This window comes from Streptomyces sp. NPDC007157, from assembly GCF_040634235.1.
Lineage (GTDB): Bacteria > Actinomycetota > Actinomycetes > Streptomycetales > Streptomycetaceae > Streptomyces.
In genome coordinates this window covers 91,441-113,366 of the sequence record NZ_JBEYFE010000013.1, presented here as the reverse complement: position 1 = coordinate 113,366, position 21,926 = coordinate 91,441, and the positions used below count along the sequence as shown (strand labels likewise).

The following is a 21,926-nucleotide window of genomic DNA, read 5'->3' as shown; positions in this document are numbered from 1 at the left end:
GCCCTGCTCCGCGGCCGCGGAGAAATCGCCAGGAGCGCTGTCACAGGCTCCTGTTAGTCTCCCCCCACTCGTCGCACAGGTGTGCGTACGTTTTTTCACCTCGCTGTTCGCGCGGTGATCCACCAGGGGGGATTTTCTGTCATGAGCCAGTCAGCTCCACCACCGCCGCAGCCCCAGTCGCCGTCACAGCCCCAGTCGCCGTCACAGCCCCGGTCAGCGCCGCGCCTCCAGCCGCAGCCGGCCGACGGCAACCCGTTCGCCCAGCAGCAGGCACCCGCGCCGTACGCCGCCCAGCCCGGCGCCGTACCCCCGCCTCCGGTGCCGCCCGTGCCGCCCCGGGGCAATGTCGCCCTCGGCGTGGCCGGTGCCGTCGTCGCGGCCGTGGCCGCCGCCGCTCTCTACGGCATGGTCATCGGCCTCACCAAGCACGAGATCGGCTGGGCGGCCGTCGGCGTCGGCTTCGTCATAGGCCTCGCGGCCGGCAGGCTCGGCGGCCGCAACCCGCTGCTCGCCGTCGTCAGCACCGTCCTCGCGCTCGGCTCCGTCTACCTTGGCCAGCTGGTCGGTGAGGCGATGATCGGCGCCGACCAGCTCGACATGAGCTTCTCCGAGGTGTTCTTCCAGCACTTCGGCGCCGTCCAGGACGCGTGGAAGGAAGAGGCCGACCCGCTGACCTTCCTCTTCTTCGCGATCGCCGGGTGGGCGGCGTTCTCGGGCACCAGGAAGGCCGCCGCCTGACGGGCTCGCGGCACGCGAAAGGGCCGGTCACCCCAACCGGGTGTCCGGCCCTTCGCCCGACCTGCGGGAACTACCGCTTGTGCTGCGAGTCCGCCACCGTCACCTCGACGCGCTGGAACTCCTTCAGCTCGCTGTAGCCGGTGGTGGCCATCGCCCGCCGCAGCGCGCCGAAGAGGTTCATCGAGCCGTCCGGGGTGTGGGACGGGCCGGTGAGGATCTCCTCGATGGTGCCGACCGTGCCGAGGTCGACCTTCTTGCCGCGCGGCAGTTCCTCGTTGACCGCCTCCATGCCCCAGTGGTGGCCCTTGCCGGGCGCGTCCGTCCCACGGGCGAGCGGGGAGCCCATCATCACCGCGTCCGCACCGCAGGCGATCGCCTTGGGGATGTCGCCGGACCAGCCGACACCGCCGTCGGCGATCACGTGGACGTACCGGCCGCCGGACTCGTCCATGTAGTCACGGCGGGCCGCCGCCACGTCCGCGACCGCGGTGGCCATCGGGACCTGGATGCCGAGCACGTTGCGCGTGGTGTGGGCGGCGCCGCCGCCGAAGCCGACGAGGACGCCCGCGGCACCCGTGCGCATCAGGTGCAGGGCCGCCGTGTAGGTGGCACAGCCGCCGACGATCACCGGGACGTCGAGCTCGTAGATGAACTGCTTCAGGTTGAGCGGCTCGTGCGAGGACGAGACGTGCTCCGCCGAGACCGTCGTACCGCGGATGACGAAGATGTCCACGCCCGCGTCCACGACCGCCTTGGAGAACTGGGCGGTGCGCTGCGGGGAGAGCGCGGCCGCCGTGACCACGCCGGAGTCGCGCACCTCCTTGATGCGCGCGCCGATCAGTTCCTCCTTGATGGGGGCCGCGTAGATCTCCTGGAGCCGGCGGGTGGCCTGCTCGGCGGGCAGCCCGGTGATCTCGTCGAGCAGCGGCTGCGGGTCCTCGTGCCGGGTCCAGAGACCTTCGAGGTTGAGCACGCCGAGGCCACCGAGCTCACCGATGCGGATGGCGGTGGCCGGGGAGACGACCGAGTCCATGGGGGCGGCCAGGAACGGCAGCTCGAAGCGGTAGGCGTCGATCTGCCAGGTGATCGAGACCTCCTTCGGGTCCCGCGTACGGCGGCTGGGGACGACGGCGATGTCGTCGAAGGCGTACGCCCGGCGGCCGCGCTTGCCGCGCCCGATCTCGATCTCAGTCACGTCTGTGGCCTTTCCTTCTTCGTTTCAGCGTCTTCCAGTATCGCCGACGGGTACGGCAAGGGCGGCCCCGGTGCGCCCGGGACCGCCCTGGAAAGGCCGTGGAGACTACTTGCGGCTGTAGTTCGGCGCCTCGACCGTCATCTGGATGTCGTGCGGGTGGCTCTCCTTGAGGCCCGCGGAGGTGATGCGGACGAACTTGCCCTTGGATTCCATCTCCTCGATGGTGGCGGCGCCCACGTAACCCATGGTCTGGCGCAGTCCGCCGACGAGCTGGTGCAGCACGTTGGAGAGCGGGCCGCGGTAGGGCACCTGGCCCTCGACGCCCTCGGGCACGAGCTTGTCGTCGGAGGCGACCTCGGCCTGGAAGTACCGGTCCTTCGAGTACGACCGGCCCTGGCCGCGGGACTGCATCGCACCGAGCGACCCCATGCCGCGGTACGACTTGAACTGCTTGCCGTTGATGAAGAGGAGTTCGCCGGGCGACTCCTCGCAGCCGGCCAGCAGGCTGCCGAGCATCACGGTGTCGGCGCCGGCGGCGAGCGCCTTGCCGATGTCGCCGGAGTACTGCAGACCGCCGTCGCCGATCAGCGGGATGCCGGCCGCGCGGGCCGCGAGGGAGGCCTCGTAGATGGCGGTGACCTGCGGGACGCCGATGCCGGCGACCACGCGCGTGGTGCAGATGGAACCGGGGCCCACACCCACCTTGATGCCGTCGACACCGGCGTCGACGAGCGCCTGGGCGCCGTCGCGGGTGGCGACGTTGCCGCCGATCACGTCGACGTCCACGCTCGACTTGATCTTCGACATCCAGCTGAGGGCGTTGCTGTTGTGGCCGTGCGAGGTGTCGACGACCAGGAAGTCCGCGCCGGCCTCGGCGAGCGCCTGGGCCCGCTCCAGGGCCTCGGGGCTGGCCCCGACGGCGGCGCCGACGAGCAGGCGGCCCTCGGCGTCCTTGGCGGCGTTCGGGTACTTCTCGGCCTTGACGAAGTCCTTGACCGTGATCAGGCCCTTGAGGACGCCCTCGGCGTCCACCAGCGGCAGCTTCTCGATCTTGTGCTTGCGCAGCAGCTGGATGGCCTCGGTGCCGGAGATGCCGACGTTGCCGGTGACCAGCGGCATCGGGGTCATGACCTCGTGCACGCGGCGGGAGCGGTCGCTCTCGAAGGCCATGTCACGGTTGGTGACGATGCCGAGCAGCTTGCCGGCCGGGTCGGTGACGGGCACGCCGCTGATCCGGAACTTGGCGCACAGGGCGTCGGCCTCGGCGAGGGTCGCCTCCGGGCGCACCGTGATCGGGTCGGTGACCATGCCGGACTCGGACCGCTTGACCAGGTCGACCTGGTTGACCTGGTCCTCGACCGACAGGTTGCGGTGCAGCACGCCGACGCCGCCGAGGCGGGCCATCGCGATCGCCATGCGGGACTCGGTCACCTTGTCCATCGCCGCGGACAGGAGCGGGATGTTCACCCGGACGTTGCGGGAGATGCGGGACGAGGTGTCGACCGCGTTCGGGAGCACCTCGGATGCACCCGGCAGCAGCAGCACGTCGTCGTAGGTAAGCCCGAGTGTCGCGAATTTTCCGGGCACTCCGTCGACGTTGGCAGTCATGACACCTTCCCCAAATGGCCTTGAACGGTGCGGATGTCCATGCTAACGGGAAGCACAGGCCCCAAATTCCACGGTACGACTCAGCTTCAGGCTTCGTATGTTCGTACGGAAATGAGCGCACACCTGTTCATCGGGGGCGGCGAACCGTGCGGCTACTGCTCCGCGAGGGCGCGCAGCCGGCTCAGGGCCCGGTGCTGGGCGACCCGGACCGCGCCCGGTGACATTCCCAACATCTGACCCGTCTCCTCGGCGGTGAGACCCACCGCGATGCGCAGGAGCAGGAGCTCGCGCTGGTTCTCGGGGAGGTTGGCCAGGAGTTTCTTGGCCCATTCGGCGTCGCTGCTGAGCAGCGCCCGCTCCTCGGGGCCGAGGGAGTCGTCGGGGCGTTCGGGCATCTCGTCGGAGGGGACGGCCGTGGAGCCCGGATGGCGCATCGCGGCCCGCTGCAGGTCGGCGACCTTGTGGGAGGCGATGGCGAAGACGAAGGCCTCGAAGGGGCGGCCGGTGTCGCGGTAGCGGGGCAGCGCGAGGAGGACCGCCACGCAGACCTCCTGGGCCAGGTCCTCCACGAAGTGCCGGGCGTCGCCCGGCAGGCGGGACAGGCGCGTGCGGCAGTAGCGCAGCGCGAGGGGGTGGACATGGGCGAGCAGGTCGTGCGTGGCCTGCTCGTCCCCGTCGACGGCGCGGTGGACGAGAGCGCCGATCGTCCCTATGGCGGTGACCGCCTCGTCGTCGCGCATCGGTCCATCGTGCCCTGCTGCCGTCGGTGGTGTGGCACCGCGTCCGTCGTTGTGCACTGAAGCGTTATGAGTAGGTGCGCCGGAGCTCATCCCTTGCGCCCTCCCCTTCCGCTCGAACGACTCGTCCCCGAGAGACTCCACACCTCAAGGATGCGGCATCGGCGCCGAAACGAGCAGCGGGCGTGCGGCGCTCCGCCTTGCGGACCCCGCCCACCGTGAGGTAGGCGGGGGCGTCCGGTCGGTCCGCGATCCCGCTGCGGCGCAGCTCACCGCCCTGCTATCGGACCAGTCCCCAGCGGAAGCCGAGGGCCACCGCGTGGGCGCGGTCTGAGGCGCCGAGCTTCTTGAACAGGCGCCGGGCATGGGTCTTCACGGTGTCCTCGGAGAGGAACAACTCCCGGCCGATCTCGGCGTTGGAGCGGCCGTGGCTCATGCCTTCCAGGACCTGGATCTCGCGCGCGGTGAGGGTGGGCGCGGCGCCCATCTCGGCCGAGCGGAGCCGGCGGGGCGCCAGCCGCCAGGTGGGGTCCGCGAGCGCCTGGGTGACGGTCGCGCGCAGCTCCGCACGCGAGGCGTCCTTGTGCAGGTAGCCGCGGGCGCCGGCGGCGACGGCCAGGGCCACCCCGTCCAGGTCCTCGGCGACCGTGAGCATGATGATGCGCGCGCCGGGGTCGGCCGACAGCAGCCGGCGCACGGTCTCGACGCCGCCCAGTCCGGGCATGCGCACGTCCATCAGAATCAGGTCGGAGCGGTCGGCGCCCCAGCGGCGGAGGACTTCCTCGCCGTTGGCCGCCGTGGTCACGCGCTCGACGCCGGGCACGGTCGCCACCGCGCGGCGCAGCGCCTCTCGGGCAAGCGGGGAGTCGTCGCAGACGAGGACGGATGTCATGACCGCCCTCCGCAGCTGATGCGCGTCACCTTGAGCCTCCAGGCTGGTACGGAATCGTCACCTGTGCGGTCGACCGTCTCGGACGCCTGCCCGAGCGCTTGTTGTTTCAACCGCCTCCGCACTCTCAACGACGGTCACTCGAAAGAGTTACGGGGCTGCCTGCCGTCTTCGGCACTCTACGTGAGGGCGCGGACACGGTGCAGACATGGACGTCAGACCCTCAACTTTTCATCACATCCAATGCCCCATTTAGACCTTTTTCTTCCCGTTTCACGGTGTCTGGGGCTAGATTCGCAATGAGTCATATTTTCATCTCTCTAGACCGGAGATGTACGGTCGTTGGCACCGTATCCGCCCAGAACGGCTACAAGGGGTCACGTAATGGCAGATTTCTCCCGCCTTCCCGGACCGAACGCGGACCTGTGGGACTGGCAGCTCCTGGCTGCCTGCCGTGGGGTCGACAGCTCGCTCTTCTTCCATCCCGAGGGCGAGCGCGGGGCGGCTCGGAGTGCCCGTGAGAACTCGGCCAAGGAGGTCTGCATGAGGTGCCCGGTCCGTGCGGAGTGCGCGGCACACGCGTTGGCGGTCCGCGAGCCTTACGGAGTCTGGGGCGGCCTGACCGAGGACGAGCGCGAAGAGCTCATGGGGAGGGCGCGCAACAGGCTGGTGTCGGCCTCGACGACCAGCGGCGACCCCCTCCCGCACACCTGAAGGAACCGATTCCCTCGCACACACCTGAAAGAACGTTTCTTCTAACCGCTGCCGATCGGGCCGCCCGTCGGCCCCGCCTTCCTAGGCCCGCTGGGCCGCCCGGCCCAGCTGTTCCAGCGTCGCCGCCACCGCCGGCACCTGTGCCAGGTCGGGCAGGGTGAGGGCGACGATCTCCCGCACCACCGCGGGTTCCAGCGCCACCGTGCGCGCGCCTCTCGGACGTACCGACTCGATCGCCAGCTGGGGCAGCACCGCGACGCCCAGACCGGCGCCGACCAGGCCGACCACGGCCGGGTAGTCGTCGGTGGCGAAGTCGATGCGGGGCGTGAAGCCCACGTTCTGACACGCCTGGACGAGCTGTCCCCGGCAGCGCGGGCAGCCCGCGATCCAGGGCTCGTCGGCGAGTTCCCCGAGGGCGACCGACTCCGCGCGTGCGAGCCGGTGCCGTTCGGGCAGCAGGCCGACCAGCCGGTCCGTCAGCAACGGCCGCACCACCAGGTCGTCCCACTCCTCGGCGCCCGCCGCACCCTCGTAGCGGAAGGCCAGCGCGATGTCGCAGTCACCCGCGCGCAACAGCTCCACGGATTTCGGCGGCTCGGCCTCCTCCAGGGAGACCCGGGTGCCGGGATGGGCCGCGCGCAGGGCGGCCAGCGCCGTCGGGACCAGGGTGGAGCTGCCGCTCGGAAAGGAGACCAGCCGGACCCGGCCGGCGCGCAGGCCGGCGATCGCGGCGACCTCCTCCTCGGCGGCGGTGAGCCCGGCGAGGATCCCGGAGGCGTGCCGCACGAGGGCCTCGCCGGCCTGGGTCAGACGCATCTCACGGCCGTTGCGCACCAGCAGCGGAGTGCCCACCGAGGTCTCCAGGGCCTTCATCTGCTGACTGACGGCGGGCTGGGTGCAGCCCAGTTCACGCCCCGCCGCCGAGAAGGAACCGGTGGTGGCGACGGCGCGCAGGACGCGGAGATGACGGGCCTCTATCACCCCTGAAGCATAAGGCGGGCTTGGACAGCGCACCCCGAAACGCGTCGACGCTTTGAGGCCGGTCCCGTACCTTCGGACCATGGAGCTTCTCTCGGTGAACCTCGGAATCCCGACGCCATCGCCCCACACGGACCAGAAGGACGGCGTGACCGGCATCGACAAGCGCCCCGTGGCCGGCCCGGTGCGGGTGCAGGCGCCCGGACCCAAGGGGGTCGCGGGCAGCGGACTGGCCGGGGACGCGGTGTGCGAGCTGCGCCACCACGGCGGCGACGACCAGGCGGTGTACGCCTACGCGCGCGAGGACCTCGACGCCTGGGAGAAGGAGCTCGGCCGCCCGCTGCCGAACGGCTGTTTCGGTGAGAACCTCACGACAAACGGGCTGATCGTGTCGGACGCGCTGATCGGCGAGCGCTGGCGGATCGGTTCCGGGGTCGTACTGGAGGTCACCTCCGGGCGCATCCCGTGCCGTACCTTCCAGGGCCATCTGGGCGAGCGGGGATGGGTGAAGAGGTTCACGCGGAAGGGTGCGTCCGGTGCCTACCTCCGAGTGATCGAACCGGGCGATATCCGGGCCGGCGACCCGATCGAGATCGTGCACCGGCCGGCCCACGGGGTGACGGCGGCGATGGAGTTCCGCGCGACCACCACCGAGCGGGAGCTGCTGCCGCGGATCCTCGCGGCGGGCGAGGCGCTGCACCCGGAGGCGCTGGCGCTGGCCCGGAAGTACGTGGCCGCGCGACAGGACTGAACGGCCGTCACTCCCGGGTCGTTCACCGGCGCTTCACCCTTCGGGAGAGCTGGTGCGCGCAGCGGACGCCGTCAGTCCGGGTAACTACCCTTGGGCCATGACAACGGCTCTGATTACGGGATCGACCGCGGGGATCGGTGCCGCGTTCGCGCGGCGGCTGGCGGCGGACGGGCACAACCTCGTTCTGGTGGCGCGGGACACCAAACGGCTGCGCGAGCAGGCGACCGAGCTGCACGACCGGCACGGCATCGAGGCGGAGGTGCTCACCGCCGACCTCGCCGAGGACACCGGCATCGAGTCGGTCGCAGGCCGCCTCGGCGACCGCAGGAACCCGGTCGACCTGCTGATCAACAACGCGGGCTTCGGCAACAAGGGCCGTTATCTGGACGTCCCGATGGCCGACGAGCTGAAGATGCTCAAGGTGCACTGCGAGGCGGTGCTGCGGCTGACGTCGGCGGCGGCCGAGGCGATGCGGGAGCGCGGGCGCGGCGGTGTCGTCAACGTGGCCTCGGTGGCGGCCTTCGTGCCCCGGGGCACCTACGGGGCCTCGAAGGCGTGGGTCGTCCAGTTCACCCAGGGCGCGGCCCGCGACCTGGCGGGGACCGGCGTCCGTCTGATGGCCCTGGCGCCCGGTTTCGTGCGCACCGAGTTCCACCAGCGGGCCGGGATGGGTACGGACAACATCCCGGACTGGATGTGGCTGGACGCCGACAAGCTGGTCGAGGCGGCGCTCGCCGACCTCGCGCGCGGCAAGTCGCTGTCGATCCCGGACCCGCGGTACAAGGTGCTGACCGGTCTGGCGAAGGTGGCGCCGCGCGGGCTGCTCGGCGGCATCACCTCGAAGACGGGACGCAAGTACGGGCCGCAGTGACGGCTGTGGTGCCGCTTGCCCCCGGTGGGAAAATGGGCGTGACGGTACCGGACCCAGGGGGGCCGGAGGCGGTGGCATGACGTTCGTACAGCTCATCGAGTGCAGGACCAGCAGGCCGGCCGAGATGGACCGGCTGATGGACAGGTGGGTCACGCAGGCCAAGGGGAAACGGACGGCGACGCACGCGGTGGTCGGCAAGGACCGCTCCGACGCGTCGCACGTCGTCGAGATCGTGGAGTTCCCCTCGTACGAGGAGGCGATGCGGAACTCCAACCGGCCGGAGACCGACCAGGTCCTCAACGAGATACTGGCAATCTGCGAGGGGATGCCGACGTTCACGGATCTGGACGTGGTGCGCGACGAGCGGTGGTACGCCGACACCGCGCGGCGGTTCTTCGAGACGATCGCCGCGCCCGGCCCGTTGGTTCCGCTGGACGACCTGATCACCGAGGACTACCACGACCACGAACCGGTCGAGGGCCAGGACACCATCGGCATGGACGCGATGCGCCGCAAGCTGGAGATGTGGCGGGCGGCCTTCGACTTCTCGTTCCTCGTCGAGGACCAGATCGCCCAGGGCGACCGGGTGTGCACCAGGTGGCTCTGGACGGGTGTGCAGAAGACGGAGTTCATGGGGGTGCCGAACACCGGTCGGCAGGTCACCATGGCCGGGACGACGATCCACCGCTTCGACGCCGCCGGGAAGATGGCCGAGGGCTGGTTGCAGTACGACCGGCTCGGGCTGATGGAGCGGCTCGGAGCGCTGGACGCGCTGGCGAAGTAGGCAGACGATCGAAGTACCCGCGAGGGGCGAAGCCCCCGTTCCGGACAGGAACGGGGGCTTCTTCCGTCGGGTGAGCGACACACGCTGCGACCGGCTGCCCGTGTCGCACGAGCGGATGCCGCGAGGACGGCGGCGTGTCCCCTCGTCACTGACGATTCGTCACCTTCCCTCAGAAAAAGCTCAGCCGATGGTCAAGCCAATGTCAAGCAAACGCCAGGCAAAGGTAAAGTCCACTGCTCCGAAACACCATCGAAAGTGGACAGAATTGAATTGATCATGCCATTCACCTCCCCTTCGTGACTGCTAGGTTCACGGCGGCTCCGGACCTGACCATCCGGGACCTTGCACAACAACGGGAGGAAAACATGCGCAAGTTGGCAGTCGGCGCAATAGCCGCAGGCCTGTTCGCCGTCAGCGCGGGGACGGCGGCCGCCGCCTCATGGCACACCGTTCCGACGCTGTCCACCGGCGGCGGTTCGTTCACCAGTGGCCAGTACGCCTTCTGGCCCTCGAACCAGAACCACGGCGCCTTCGAGTGGGCGGGCAACCTGAACGACACCGACAACGGTGACGGTCACAACGTCTACATGCAGGTCCGCGTCGAGGGCTACGACTGGAGCCGCTACAACGGCAAGCAGAAGCACAGCGTCCCGCTCGACAAGCTGAACTGGGACGGCGCCGCTCTGCACACCGACGACGCCTACATCCGCGTCTGCCGTGACAAGGGCTCGCTCAACCCTGACAACTGCTCGTCGACGAAGCACTACCAGAGGTAGCCGGCGCTTCGGCAGGACCGCGGGCCCAGGGGCACATCCCCCCTGGGCCCGCACGCTTCTTTGGGGGAAGCCATCAGCACGTCAGACATCATCTCGGCCGTCGGAGTCGACCTCTCCTACGGCAACCACCAGGCCGTCCGCGACGCCCATCTCTCGGTCGCCCCGGGTGAGGTCGTGGCCATCACAGGGCAGAGCGGCTCCGGAAAGTCCTCGCTGCTCTACTGCCTCGCCGGCGTCCTGCCGACCACACGTGGTCAGGTGCGCTTCGAAGGCCGCTCACTCGGTGACCTCTCCGACGACGAGATCAGCGCCCTGCGCCGGGAACGGTTCGGGTTCGTCTTCCAGTACGGCGAACTGCTCCCGGAACTGACCATCGAGGAGAACACCGCGCTGCCACTGCGTCTGACCGGACAGCGCAAGCGGCCCGCTCTCGCCAGAGCGGGCGAAGTCCTGGACCGGCTCGGCCTCGGCGAGCTGCGTGAACGCCGGCCGTCGCAGGTCTCAGGAGGGCAGAGTCAGCGCGCCGCGGTGGCGCGCGCCCTGGTCCACCGGCCCGCGGTCGTGTTCGCCGACGAGCCGACGGGCTCCCTGGACAGCGCCAACGCCTCCGCCGTACTGAAGGAGTTCCTCGGGCTGGCCCGCTCACAGGGCACCGCCGTCATTCTGGTGACGCACGATCACGGGGTTGCCGCACAGGCCGACACCCGATACACGATGGCGGACGGGGTACTCACGCCGCGAGGTGCGGCGTGACGGAATTCCTGCTCGGTCTGCGACTCCTCTTCGGCGCGGGACGAGGCAACCGCACACGCTTCTTCCTGATGGCGGCCGGCGGCTCCATCGGTGTCTGCTGCCTGGCCCTCGTCCTCACCGTTCCGGCGATCCTGCACGCCCACGACGGCCGGGCCGCGGCACGACAGCCCGTCACCTCCGCCAAGGGGCCGGCGGACGGCACGCTCGTCGTCCAGCGCTCCGACGCGTACGGGTCCAGGCCGTTCACCCGCGTGTTCATCGCCAGGGGCACCGAGGGAACACGGTCGGCCCCGCCCGGTCTGACCCGGCTCCCCGGCCCCGGCGAGGTGTTCGTCTCGCCGCGGGTCCATGACCTCCTGCGCGAGGCCCCCGCCGTCAAGGGGCTGCTGCCGGGACGGGAGAAGGGAACCATCGCGGGGGCCGGGCTCGCGCACCCGGACGAGCTGTACGCGTACGTCGGCACCACGCGCGGCCGTATCGCCCACGAGGGCCGGACCCTGAAGGGTTTCGGGTACGACTACGCCCCGTCCCCCGCCGTGGAACCGTCCACGCTGACGGACGTGCGGTTCGCCCTGGCCACCCTGGTTCTGCTGCCCCTGGGGATCTTCCTCACGGTCTGTGCGCGTCTGTCGGCCGCCAGCCGCATGCGGCGCCTGGCGGCGCTGCGCCTGCTGGGCCTCAGCGTCAAGGGCACCCAGCGCGTGAACGCGGCGGAGACCGTGATGGCCGCGCTGCTCGGCGCGGTGCTCGGCCTCGGTGAGTACTGGGTTCTCAACCAGGTGATGTCCAGGACCGGGCTGCCCGCGCTGCGGTGGTATCCGGACGACGGTGCCCTGTCCGCGACCACCGTCGCCGTCTGTCTGATCGGCTGCCCGGCGCTGGCCTGGTTCGTCGGCCGCAAGAGCGCGCGGGAAGCCGCCGCCAACCCGCTGGCGGTACGCCGCACCGCGCTCCCGCGACCGCCGTCCAAGTGGGGCGGTCTCCTCCTGATCGCCGGTATGGGCATCGTCTCCGGCTTCTGCCTCAGCGGTGTGCTCGGGCACCCGGCGTCGAGTGTGGGCGTGAACGCGCTGCTCGTGGTCGGCGGCGTCGTGCTGACCGGAGTCGGGCTCGTGCTCACGCTCCCGTTGATCTCGTACGTTCTCGCCCGCCGCGTGGCGGCGTCCACCCAGTCCCTCACGCTGAACCTGGCGATGCGGCGCAACGAGGCCGAGCCCGGAAGCACGATGAGGGTCGTCACCGGTCTCGTACTCCTCGTCTACGCCGCCTCGCTCGCCCAGGGTGTTCTGATCCAGCTGGAGCAGGTCAGCCGACCGTCCGGGCCCGTGCAGGACTACTCCCTCTCCCTGTCCGCCCTGAGCCCGGACCGGCAGAGGGAACTCGGCGGCCTCGCCGGTGTGCGCACTCACGCCGTCATGATGAACTCCTGGGTCGACTTCGAGAGGAAGAGCCCCGAGGACGCGTTCGCGTCGTCGGCCACCGCCCTGATCGCCACCTGCGCGCAGCTGGACCGCATGGTCCAGCGCTCCCAGGGCTGCGTGGACGGCAAGGTGATGAGGCTCGTCGACCCCAACTCCAGCGTCGGATCCGGCGTGAAGCCGGGCACGCCCTTCCGGTTCCGGCTCTCGGGGAGCGGGACCGGGCACCTGGACATCGGCTTCCCCGCCGACGGGATCGTCTACAGCGGGTACTCCGCGTCCGCCGTGGGCAACGCCGTGCTCCTCGTCCCGCCGTCGGCACTGCCCGCACACGCCCGGCCCCGTGACGCCGAGCTCGTACTGACCAGCAGCTCGGAGCCCGGACAGGTCCGCAAGGTCCTCGACGGCATCGGTGCGATCGCCCCGATCGCCGAGGTGGAGCTGGTCGGACTGAACGTCCAGGGACTCGAACAGATATCGGTCGTCGAAACCCTGCTGGCCCTCGGCATGGTCATGGGGCTGGTCATCGGCGTGGCCGCGTTCCTGGTGTCCGTGACCGACCGCGCGGTCGAACGCCGTGCGCAGGTCACCGCCATCACCCTGATCGGTGCGCGGGCCCGGACCATGCGGGCCGTGCAGTGCCTCCAGGTGGTGCTGCCGCTCGGTCTCGGTCTCGCCCTGGCGGCCGTCACCGGGAAGCTCGCCGAGTCCAGCTACCTGATCACCGGTGGCGGGGCGATCCGCTGGGATGTCGCCGGCATCCCCCTGCTGTCCGTGGCGGTGGCGGGAGTGGTGGCGGCCGCGGCAGCGGGCTCACTGCCGCTGGCCGGCCGCCGGATCGATCCGGAGCTGATCCGCCGCGACTGACCGGTCGGCTCGCCAGGACGAAACGGGCTGCCCGAGGCCGGGATCACCGCTCATCGACACACGGGGTGCTGAGACCCGGACGCGTCCCGGCAGTCCGGTGAGAGCACTGTGCCCCGCCGCAGAGCGGCGGGGCACAGCGACCTACTGCTCACCGGCTTCGCCGGCGTGCCTCAGTGGGAGTGGCCGTGGGAGTGACCGGCGGCGGCCGGCTCCTCCTCTTCCTTCTTCTCGACGACCAGGGTCTCGGTCGTCAGGAGGAGGGAGGCGATGGAGGCGGCGTTCTCCAGGGCGGAGCGGGTGACCTTGACCGGGTCGATGACGCCGGCCTTGACCAGGTCGCCGTACTCGCCGGTGGCGGCGTTGAAGCCCTGGCCCTTCTCCAGCTCGGCGACCTTGGAGGTGATGACGTAGCCCTCCAGGCCGGCGTTCTCGGCGATCCAGCGCAGCGGCTCGACGACCGCGCGGCGGACCACGGCGACACCGGTGGCCTCGTCGCCGGTCTTGCCCAGGCCGCCCTCCAGCACCTTCGCGGCGTGGACGAGCGCGGAGCCACCACCGGAGACGATGCCCTCCTCGACCGCGGCGCGGGTCGCGGAGATGGCGTCCTCCAGACGGTGCTTCTTCTCCTTCAGCTCCACCTCGGTGGCGGCGCCGACCTTGATCACGCACACGCCGCCGGCCAGCTTCGCGAGGCGCTCCTGGAGCTTCTCGCGGTCCCAGTCGGAGTCGGTGTTCTCGATCTCGGCCTTGATCTGGGCGACGCGGCCGGTGACCGCACCGGAGTCACCGGCGCCGTCGACGACCGTGGTGTCGTCCTTGGTGACCGTGACACGGCGGGCGGAGCCCAGCACGTCCAGGCCGGCCTGGTCGAGCTTGAGGCCGACCTCCTCGGAGATGACCGTGGCGCCGGTGAGGATCGCCAGGTCCTCCAGCATCGCCTTGCGGCGGTCGCCGAAGCCGGGGGCCTTGACCGCGACCGCGTTGAAGGTGCCGCGGATCTTGTTGACGACGAGGGTGGAGAGCGCCTCGCCCTCGACATCCTCGGCGATGATCAGCAGCGGGCGGGAGGCGTTGCCCTGGATGATCTTCTCGAGCAGCGGGAGCAGGTCCGCGATGGAGGAGATCTTGCCCTGGTTGATGAGGATGTAGGGGTCCTCCAGGACGGCCTCCATGCGCTCCTGGTCCGTCACGAAGTACGGAGACAGGTAGCCCTTGTCGAAGGCCATGCCCTCGGTGAAGTCCAGCTCCAGACCGAAGGTGTTGGACTCCTCGACGGTGATGACACCGTCCTTGCCGACCTTGTCCATCGCCTCGGCGATGAGCTCGCCGACCTGCTGGTCCTGGGCGGACAGCGCGGCGACGGCGGCGATGTCGGCCTTGTCGTCGATCGGACGGGCGGAGGAGAGCAGCTCCTCGGAGACAGCGGCGACGGCGGCGTCGATGCCCTTCTTCAGGGCGGCCGGGGAGGCACCCGCGGCGACGTTCTTGAGGCCCTCGCGGACGAGCGCCTGGGCCAGCACGGTGGCGGTGGTCGTACCGTCACCCGCGATGTCGTTGGTCTTGGTCGCCACCTCCTTCACCAGCTGGGCGCCGAGGTTCTCGTACGGGTCGTCGAGCTCGACCTCGCGGGCGATGGTGACACCGTCGTTGGTGATGGTGGGGGCGCCGAACTTCTTGTCGATGACGACGTTGCGGCCCTTGGGGCCGATCGTCACCTTGACGGTGTCGGCAAGCTTGTTGACGCCGCGCTCGAGGGCGCGACGGGCGTCCTCGTCGAACTTCAGGATCTTCGCCATGGGAGCGGTTCAGCCCTCTCGGAAAACGTGAGTGAAACGAACCGCGCCCCCGACGCCCGGCTTCATAAGGTCGCGGGGGCCAGGGGCGCAGCTCAAAGCAGAATGTGCTTGGGGTGAACTACTTCTCGATGATCGCGAGCACGTCGCGAGCCGAGAGGACGAGGTACTCGTCGCCGTTGTACTTCACCTCGGTGCCGCCGTACTTGCTGTAGAGCACGACGTCGCCGACCTTGACGTCGAGCGGCAGGCGCTCGCCGTTCTCGAAACGGCCCGGGCCCACGGCGAGGACAGCACCCTCCTGGGGCTTCTCCTTCGCGGTGTCCGGGATGACCAGGCCAGAGGCGGTGGTCTGCTCGGCGTCGAGCGGCTGGACCACAATGCGGTCCTCAAGCGGCTTGATGGCAACCTTGGAGCTGGTGGTCGTCACGATCCGACCTCCCCCTTCGGAGATCTCACGGGGTTAACTGTCTGAGGTGGCGACCAGGTGGATCCGTCGTCGCGGGTGCCGGACCTGCCCGTCGCGTTGTTGGCACTCTCATCTGCCGAGTGCCAGAGCCGAGACTATGACTGCGATTAGCACTCGGTCAAGCGGAGTGCCAATTGCCCGCGGCGCGGCGCGGAAAAAAATAGTGACCGGGGCCGCTGTGGCCGTCCCTGGGCCGCCGCCGGTTCCTACAGGTAATCCTCCAGCCGCCCCACCGTCAGACCGTTCTCCTGGACCCGGCGGAGCAGGCGGGTCGTGCGTTCGCGCAGGGTCAGGCCGGTGGCCTCGTCCGGGCCGACCAGGACGATGTCGCCGGGGCGCAGCCGCTTCTCGCCGTGGCGGTACGCGACGCCGTCGGCCGTCATCGCCGCGCGCCACAGGACCACCGCCGCCACCCCGCAGTCGGCCGCCGCGCGCAGGGTGGTGGTGTCGTACGTGCCGTAGGGCGGGCGGAAGAGGCGGGGGCGGATGCCGAAGCGGGACTTCAGCTTCTCCTGCTGGCCGCAGATCTCGGCGCGCTGGCCGGCGTAGGGCAGGCCGGGCATGGCCGGATGGTCGAGGGTGTGGTTCTGGACGCTCGCGCCGACCTCCTGGAGGCGGGCGAAGTGGCCGTAGCCGGGGCCGACCACGCTGTCCGTGAGGAACATGCTCACCGGGAGCCGCAGTTCACGGACCATGTCCACGAACCGCGGGTCCTTCTCGGCACCGTCGTCGTAGGTGAGGAATACGACCTTGTCGGTGGTGGTGACGTGGTCCACGACCGGGGGGAGGTTCGCGTGGAGGGCGAGCGGGTGGAGCGGCGGGTGCGGCGCCGGGAGCAGGGGTGCGGTCAGGCCCCAGTGGCGGTACGGCTGTTCGCCGGCCGGGCCGTGCGGCCGTACCCGGTCGGCCGCCTTCTTGCCCAGCCGTTCGATCGGGTCGACGGACTGCGCGCAGCCCGCCAGGAGGAGGGCGGCGGTCAGCAGCGCGGCCGTCGCCCTCGGCCGGCTCACAGGTAGTCCTCCAGGCGCGCCACCGCATAGCCCTCGCGGGTGACCTTGTTCAGAAAGCGGCGCATGTCGTCGACCATCGTGCCGTCCCAGTCGTCCTTGCCCCGGAAGTGCGTGAGCACGATGTCCCCGGGGTGCAGGCCGCGGTCCCACTCGCGGTACTCCCAGTGGTCGACGAACACCTCCTCGTCCCAGATCGGCGCGTACTTGATGCCGCAGGACTTGGCGGCGCGCAGGGTGTCGCCGTTGTAGTTGCCGTAGGGCGGCCGGAAGACCGTCGGCGCCTTGCCGAACTGCTTCTTCATGATCGTCTGCATGCCGCAGATCTCGTCCCGCTGCTCCTCGTAGGACAGGCCGGGCAGATAGGGGTGGGTCAGGGTGTGGTTGTTGAGGGTGTGGCCCTCGGACTGCATGGTGCGGAAGTAGCCGTAGTCGTCCTTGACCAGGTAGTTGCTGAGGAACGCGGTGTAGGGGATCCGCAGGTCGTTCATCATCCGGAGGAACCGCGGGTCCTTGTTCGAGCCGTCGTCGATGGTCAGGAAGACGACCTTCCGCTTGGTGGGGATCGTGGTGAAGACCGGGGGCAGATCGTCCTCCTCCTGCCCGTCCACCTCGAAGCCGTCGCGCGCGGTGATCCTCGGCTTCACCTGCGGCGGGGCCGGGGGCCGCAGCGGGACCGCGTCCAGGCCCCAGCGCCTGGCGGCGGCGACCAGGGCGGCGTGGGAGTCGGGGGCGGGTGCCGCCCGGGGCGGCGCCTGCCGGCCGGCGGGCGGACGGGCGGTGGAGCCGGTGTCCGGCCCCGCGCAGCCGGACATCAGGGCGGCCACGGCCAGCAGGCCCGCCGCGCCCGCCTTCAACCCTTTTTTGTCATTTTGTACGACTACTCGCATGGCGTCGGATCCTTCCAGTCCCTCCCCCGGAACCGGCGCCGACACCGCCGCCGGAGGCGAACCATCCACCGACTGGCCGACAATGACCCGGTGAACGACCTCCTCGCCCCCCTCCTCTCCCCCGAGGGCCGCGCCCTCCTCGCCGAGGTCCGCGGCACCGCGCCCGCCGACGAACTCGCCGTGGCCACCCGGCTGCGCCGCGAGCACCCCGCCGACCTGGTGTCGGCGGCACTCGCCCAGGCCCGGCTGCGGCAGCGGGCGGCGGCGAAGTTCGGGGAGGCGGACGCGGACCGCATGTTCTTCACACCGAACGGGGTCGAGCAGTCGACGCGGGCGAGCGTCGCCTCGTACCGGGCGGAGTCTCTCCGGGCGCTGGGCGTCCGCACCATCGCCGACCTGTGCTGCGGCATCGGCGGCGACGCGATCGCGCTCGCCCGTGCCGGGATCCGCGTGCTGGCGGTGGACCGGGACCCGTCGGCCGCGGCCGTGGCACGGGCCAACGCCGAGGCGCTCGGGCTCGACGACCTGATCGAGGTGCGGGAGGCGGACGTCACGGAGGTGGATACGGCCGGCTACGACGCCGTGTTCGTCGACCCGGCCCGGCGCGGCGGCCGGGGCCGCATCTTCGATCCGGAGGCCTACTCCCCACCGTTGTCGTGGGCCGTCGAGGCGGCCCGGCAGGCGTCGTGCGGTGTGCTGAAGGTCGCGCCGGGCATCCCGCACGAGGCGATCCCCGCGGATGCCGAGGCCGAATGGATCTCGGACGGGGGCGACGTCAAGGAGGCGACGGTGTGGTTCGGCGCGCGGGTGACGCCCGGCGCCCGGCGGGCGGTGCTGCTGCCCTCGGGGGCCGGCGTGTGGGCCTCGCCCGACAGCATGCTGCCGAATCCCGAGGTGCGGCCCGTCGGGCGGTACCTGTACGAGCCCGACGGCGCCGTCATCCGGGCCCACCTGGTCGCCGAGGTGGCCGCGGACCTGGACGGCGGACTGATCGACCCCACCATCGCGTACATCACGGCGGACGAGCGGCACATGACCCCGTACGCCAGCGCGTACGAGATCACCGACCAGCTCCCCTTCAACGTCAAGAAGCTGAAGGCGCTGCTGCGCGAGCGCGGGGTCGGCACGCTGACCGTGAAGAAGCGCGGGTCGGCCGTGGAGCCGGAGGAACTGCGCAGGAAGGTCAAGCCGCAGGGGCCGAACTCGGCGACGGTGTTCCTGACCCGGGTGGCGGGGGCGCCGACCATGCTCGTCGGCGCCCCCGCGCGGCCTGCTACTGGTGCTGGGCCGTCCTGATCGTGCCCAGGTTCGGCTCGGCGACCGGACGGGCGGACTTGGTCCCGGCCGAGGCGGGCTCACCGGCGTCCGTGCGCTGCGCGAACGTGCGCGCGGCCGAGGCGACCCCGTTGAAGTACGGCCGGTACACGAAGTCGTTGCCGCTCGCGCTGATCGACGAGCCGGCCGTGTTCAGCGCGCCCGCCGTCACCGAGCCGGTGTCGCCGAAGGCGATCACGGCCTGGGTGCCGGCGGACTCGCGCAGCAGATAGCTCTTGACCTCGTCGGACAGCGCGGGCCTGGAGGTCCACAGCACGGGCCCGTAGATGTTCATCGCCGAGCCCGCGGAGACCCCGTCCCGCCAGGACCCGGCGTAGGCGACGGCGGCCTGGCCGGGGGTGGTCCACCAGAACTTGGCGAGGGCCACCGACAGCGCCTCGCTGTTGGCCCCCGTGATCGGGTAGTAGTAGTACGTCGACGGCCACTTGGAGAACGACGCGTGGGTCAGCGCGTACTTCGCGTCGGACCCGACCGTGATGACCATGGTCTTGGCCGGGTTGAGGCTGTTGAGGTACGACTTCACCGCCGACGTCAGCGACTTGCCGCTGGTCAGGACCACACTGCCGGAGCTGCCCGTGCCGTCGGCGCCGGCCGCGGCGGCCGCCGGGAGCGCCGCCTGGTAGTCGGTGCCACTGGCCAGGAAGACGTACGACGGGCTGGTCGTGACCGTCTTCGCGGCCTTGACCGAGGTGTCGTAGCGGTCGGTGCCGGAGACCCGCTTCGGGACGTAGCCGAGGGACTTCAGCTGGGTGGAGACGTTGGTGGTGAGGACCGAGGTCCCGCCGACCATCCAGACGTTCGCGCCCTTCTTCAGGGTGCGCTTCAGCTCGTTCTTCACCGCCGTCGACAGCCCGGTCTTCACGGTCGTCAGCACCGGGCCCTGCCGCTTGCCGGCCAGTGCGGTGGCGGTCGGCGCGTCGGCCGAGTCGTCCTGGCCGAGCAGCACGGCGGACTTGGCGTCCAGCAGGCCCGCCTCGCTCTGGCCGACGGTGTTCCAGCTCCAGCGCGAGGAGGCGATGTCGGTGGCACCCGCGTCGGCGCCCCAGACCCGTGCGGTGGTGTTCTTGCGGACCGGCTGCCAGCTGGGGTTGCTGCCCTCCCAGGTGGTCGGGACCGGGGTGAACGCGCCGCTGGTCAGGTCGAGGTACTCGGTGCTGTGCGCGTCGCTGTTGTTCGGGTTGGTGTGGACGTCGTAGAGGATCCGGGTGCCGGTGGGCGACCAGGACGGGTTGGAGTAGGAGCGCGTGTCGTCGGTGAGCTGCTTGAGGCCGGTGCCGTCCGCGTTCGCCGTGAAGAGCTGGGAGTCACGGACGAAGACCAGCTTGGTGCCGTCGGGCGAGAAGGCGGGCTGCCCGGCGTGGCCGAGCACGAGCTTGACCGTGTCCGCGGCCGAGTCGTAGACGTAGACGCCCGGGTCCCCGGAGCAGCCGCCGTTGCGGCGCTCGAAGGCGACCCGGCCGGAGCCGTCCACGGTCGGGTTGGAGTCGCAGGCGGTCGACGGCTCCTGGGCGTTCGACAGCAGCGGGCCGGGGGCCCAGGCGCCGTCGGAGGGGCCGTAGGCGAGCTGGCCGCCGTCGGAGAACACGACGTAACGGCCGTTCCAGCCGTAGGTCAGGTCCGTGTAGCCGACGTTGTCGTTCCGCATGCCCTTGGCCAGGGGCAGGGTGAGCTTGGTGGCGCCGCTGGTGCGCACGCTGCTGATCGTCTGGTACGAGCCGGTGACGAACCGGCTGCCGTCCGGCGCCCAGGCGCCGTAGAGGCCCGAGGCCACGGACGAGACGGCGGTGGCCGCGCCGGTGACCGGGTCGATCAGCCGCGGTCCGTCGGTGAGGATCCTGCCCTCGGTTCCCGGCCAGGGCCCGGCGTCGTCGGCGACGGCGCCCGGCGCGAGCGCCAGGGTGCCCGTCGCGGCCAGTACGGCCGCGGTCGCGAGCGCCGCCGCACGGCGGCGCGTGAACATTCTCAAGTTGTCGACCCCCCATGGTCTGTACAGCCCCTGCACAGGGGCCGGGTCACTGTAGTGACCAACTAGTTGCCATGGGAACAGAGTTGCGGATGAACAGCTGTCTGCTTCCAGGTTACGAAGCACACTCCCGCGCCCTGGCCAGCAGCAACTCCCGCTCCCGCTCGTTGCGCGCCAGTCCCGCCGCCCGTTCGAACTCCGCGCGGGCCTCCGCCGTACGCCCGAGGCGGGCCAGCAGGTCACCCCGCACGCTGGGCAGCAGGTGGTAGTCGCGCAGGGCGGGTTCGGCCGTCAGCGGGTCCACGATCGCCAGGGCCGCCGCCGGACCGTCCGCCATCGACACGGCCACCGCCCGGTTCAACTCGACGACCGGGGACGGGGACCGGACCGCCAGCAGGCCGTACAGGGTGGCGATGGACCGCCAGTCGGTCTCCTTGTAGGTGTACGCGTGCGCGTGGCAGGCCGCGATGGCCGCCTGCAGGGCGTACGGCCCCGGGGCGCCCGTCGCCGTGGCGTCGGCGCGGGCCAGCGCCCGGATGCCGCGGGCGATGAGCATGCGGTTCCAGCGGCGGCGGTTCTGGTCCCTGAGCAGGACCGGCTCGCCGTCCGGGCCGGTGCGGGCGGCCGTGCGGGAGGACTGGAATTCGAGGAGCGAGGTGAGGGCGTGCACCTCCGGCTCCTTCGGCATCAGCGAGGACAGCACGCGGGCCAGCCGCAACGCGTCCTCGCACAGCGAGGGGCGCAGCCAGTCGTCGCCCGCGGTGGCCGCGTACCCCTCGTTGTGGATCAGGTAGATGACGTCGAGCACGGAGCCGAGCCGGGCCTCGCGGTCCGGGCCGTAGGGCACCTCGAAGGCGATGTTCCTGGTGGCCAGGGTGCGCTTGGCGCGGACGATGCGCTGGGCGATGGTCGGCTCGGGGACGAGGAAGGCGCGGGCGATCTCGGCCGTGCTCAGACCGCCGAGGAGGCGCAGGGTGAGGGCGGTGCGGGCCTCCGGCGACAGCACCGGGTGGCAGGCGGTGAAGACCAGACGGAGCAGGTCGTCGTCGATGTCGTCGGGGTCGGCGGGCTCCTCCGGCGGGGCGGCCGTCTCCATCCCGCGGCCGATCTCCGCGAGCTTGCGGGCGTAGTTCTCCCGGCGCCGGACCAGGTCGACGGCGCGGTGCCGGGCGGTGGCCGTGAGCCAGGCGCCCGGGTTGTCGGGCACCCCGTCCCGGGGCCACTGCTCCAGGGCGGCGACCAGGGCGTCCTGGGCCAGTTCCTCCGCGATGCCGACGTCCCGGACGATCCGGGCGACGCCGGCGATCACGCGGGGCGACTCCAGGCGGAAGACGGTCTCGATGGCGTGCCGGGCATCGGCGTCGACGGAGGGCTGTGTGCTCACAGCCCT

The 21,926-nt window shown here is 70.8% G+C and carries 20 protein-coding genes; 9 read left to right on the top strand and 11 right to left on the bottom strand.

The window, feature by feature from the left end; translation table 11 throughout:
• Positions 1-141: 141 nt before the first annotated feature.
• Positions 142-738 (top strand): hypothetical protein, encoded by a 597-nt coding sequence (locus ABZ642_RS24005; protein WP_360487566.1) that lies wholly within the window; start codon positions 142-144, stop codon positions 736-738.
• A 70-nt stretch (positions 739-808) separates the two neighbouring features.
• Here the strand turns inward: ABZ642_RS24005 and ABZ642_RS24000 are convergent, their stop codons facing one another.
• From ABZ642_RS24000 to ABZ642_RS23985, 4 genes are all read right to left on the bottom strand, one after another.
• On the bottom strand, positions 809-1,933 hold the full coding sequence (locus ABZ642_RS24000; RefSeq protein ID WP_360487563.1) for a GuaB3 family IMP dehydrogenase-related protein: 1,125 nt from the start codon (positions 1,931-1,933) through the stop codon (positions 809-811).
• Between the two features lie 105 nt (positions 1,934-2,038).
• Positions 2,039-3,541 (bottom strand): IMP dehydrogenase, encoded by a 1,503-nt coding sequence (guaB, locus tag ABZ642_RS23995; RefSeq protein ID WP_360487560.1) that lies wholly within the window; start codon positions 3,539-3,541, stop codon positions 2,039-2,041.
• 152 nt (positions 3,542-3,693) lie between these two features.
• A complete protein-coding gene (locus tag ABZ642_RS23990; RefSeq protein WP_351693558.1) occupies positions 3,694-4,281 on the bottom strand; it encodes a sigma-70 family RNA polymerase sigma factor in 588 nt (195 codons plus the stop codon).
• A 277-nt stretch (positions 4,282-4,558) separates the two neighbouring features.
• The gene (locus ABZ642_RS23985) at positions 4,559-5,170 is read right to left on the bottom strand and encodes a response regulator transcription factor (protein WP_003948568.1); all 612 of its coding nucleotides are present in this window, start codon (positions 5,168-5,170) and stop codon (positions 4,559-4,561) included.
• Positions 5,171-5,551: 381 nt separating this feature from the next.
• Here ABZ642_RS23985 and ABZ642_RS23980 point away from each other — a divergent pair, with 381 nt between their 5' ends.
• The gene (locus tag ABZ642_RS23980) at positions 5,552-5,881 is read left to right on the top strand and encodes a WhiB family transcriptional regulator (protein WP_351693561.1); all 330 of its coding nucleotides are present in this window, start codon (positions 5,552-5,554) and stop codon (positions 5,879-5,881) included.
• An 81-nt stretch (positions 5,882-5,962) separates the two neighbouring features.
• Here the strand turns inward: ABZ642_RS23980 and ABZ642_RS23975 are convergent, their stop codons facing one another.
• Positions 5,963-6,862, bottom strand: a complete 900-nt coding sequence (locus ABZ642_RS23975) for a LysR family transcriptional regulator (RefSeq protein WP_360487556.1) — start codon at positions 6,860-6,862, stop codon at positions 5,963-5,965.
• A gap of 79 nt (positions 6,863-6,941) precedes the next feature.
• Here ABZ642_RS23975 and ABZ642_RS23970 point away from each other — a divergent pair, with 79 nt between their 5' ends.
• The 6 genes from ABZ642_RS23970 to ABZ642_RS23945 all read left to right on the top strand — a co-directional run bounded on the left by ABZ642_RS23970 (position 6,942) and on the right by ABZ642_RS23945 (position 13,079).
• Positions 6,942-7,610 (top strand): MOSC domain-containing protein, encoded by a 669-nt coding sequence (locus ABZ642_RS23970; RefSeq protein WP_360487553.1) that lies wholly within the window; start codon positions 6,942-6,944, stop codon positions 7,608-7,610.
• Between the two features lie 97 nt (positions 7,611-7,707).
• A complete protein-coding gene (locus ABZ642_RS23965; RefSeq protein ID WP_360487550.1) occupies positions 7,708-8,481 on the top strand; it encodes an SDR family oxidoreductase in 774 nt (257 codons plus the stop codon).
• Positions 8,482-8,557: 76 nt separating this feature from the next.
• Complete coding sequence (locus tag ABZ642_RS23960) at positions 8,558-9,265, top strand: ester cyclase (protein ID WP_360487547.1); 708 nt, start codon at positions 8,558-8,560, stop codon at positions 9,263-9,265.
• Positions 9,266-9,630: 365 nt separating this feature from the next.
• The gene (locus ABZ642_RS23955; RefSeq protein WP_360487544.1) at positions 9,631-10,041 is read left to right on the top strand and encodes a hypothetical protein; all 411 of its coding nucleotides are present in this window, start codon (positions 9,631-9,633) and stop codon (positions 10,039-10,041) included.
• A 60-nt stretch (positions 10,042-10,101) separates the two neighbouring features.
• Positions 10,102-10,794, top strand: a complete 693-nt coding sequence (locus ABZ642_RS23950) for an ABC transporter ATP-binding protein (protein WP_360487541.1) — start codon at positions 10,102-10,104, stop codon at positions 10,792-10,794.
• On the top strand, positions 10,791-13,079 hold the full coding sequence (locus tag ABZ642_RS23945; RefSeq protein ID WP_360487538.1) for an FtsX-like permease family protein: 2,289 nt from the start codon (positions 10,791-10,793) through the stop codon (positions 13,077-13,079). The genes ABZ642_RS23950 and ABZ642_RS23945 overlap by 4 nt, the downstream gene beginning before the upstream one ends.
• 170 nt (positions 13,080-13,249) lie before the next feature.
• Here the strand turns inward: ABZ642_RS23945 and groL are convergent, their stop codons facing one another.
• From groL to ABZ642_RS23925, 4 genes are all read right to left on the bottom strand, one after another.
• On the bottom strand, positions 13,250-14,875 hold the full coding sequence (gene groL / locus ABZ642_RS23940) for a chaperonin GroEL (RefSeq protein WP_360487535.1): 1,626 nt from the start codon (positions 14,873-14,875) through the stop codon (positions 13,250-13,252).
• Positions 14,876-14,993: 118 nt separating this feature from the next.
• Positions 14,994-15,302: a co-chaperone GroES gene (gene groES, locus ABZ642_RS23935; protein WP_066995800.1), complete on the bottom strand. Its 309-nt coding sequence runs from the start codon at positions 15,300-15,302 to the stop codon at positions 14,994-14,996.
• 245 nt (positions 15,303-15,547) lie between these two features.
• Complete coding sequence (locus tag ABZ642_RS23930) at positions 15,548-16,351, bottom strand: polysaccharide deacetylase family protein (protein ID WP_360487532.1); 804 nt, start codon at positions 16,349-16,351, stop codon at positions 15,548-15,550.
• Positions 16,348-17,238, bottom strand: coding sequence for a polysaccharide deacetylase family protein (locus ABZ642_RS23925; RefSeq protein WP_360487529.1), 891 nt, complete (start codon positions 17,236-17,238; stop codon positions 16,348-16,350). The genes ABZ642_RS23930 and ABZ642_RS23925 overlap by 4 nt, the downstream gene beginning before the upstream one ends.
• A gap of 90 nt (positions 17,239-17,328) precedes the next feature.
• On the opposite strand from ABZ642_RS23925, the gene ABZ642_RS23920 reads away from it, so the two are divergent.
• The gene (locus ABZ642_RS23920) at positions 17,329-18,534 is read left to right on the top strand and encodes a methyltransferase domain-containing protein (protein ID WP_360487526.1); all 1,206 of its coding nucleotides are present in this window, start codon (positions 17,329-17,331) and stop codon (positions 18,532-18,534) included.
• Here the strand turns inward: ABZ642_RS23920 and ABZ642_RS23915 are convergent.
• Positions 18,512-20,533: a cell wall-binding repeat-containing protein gene (locus tag ABZ642_RS23915; protein WP_360487523.1), complete on the bottom strand. Its 2,022-nt coding sequence runs from the start codon at positions 20,531-20,533 to the stop codon at positions 18,512-18,514. The genes ABZ642_RS23920 and ABZ642_RS23915 overlap by 23 nt on opposite strands.
• A gap of 118 nt (positions 20,534-20,651) precedes the next feature.
• On the bottom strand, positions 20,652-21,920 hold the full coding sequence (locus ABZ642_RS23910; protein WP_360487520.1) for an RNA polymerase sigma factor: 1,269 nt from the start codon (positions 21,918-21,920) through the stop codon (positions 20,652-20,654).
• Positions 21,921-21,926: the final 6 nt, after the last annotated feature.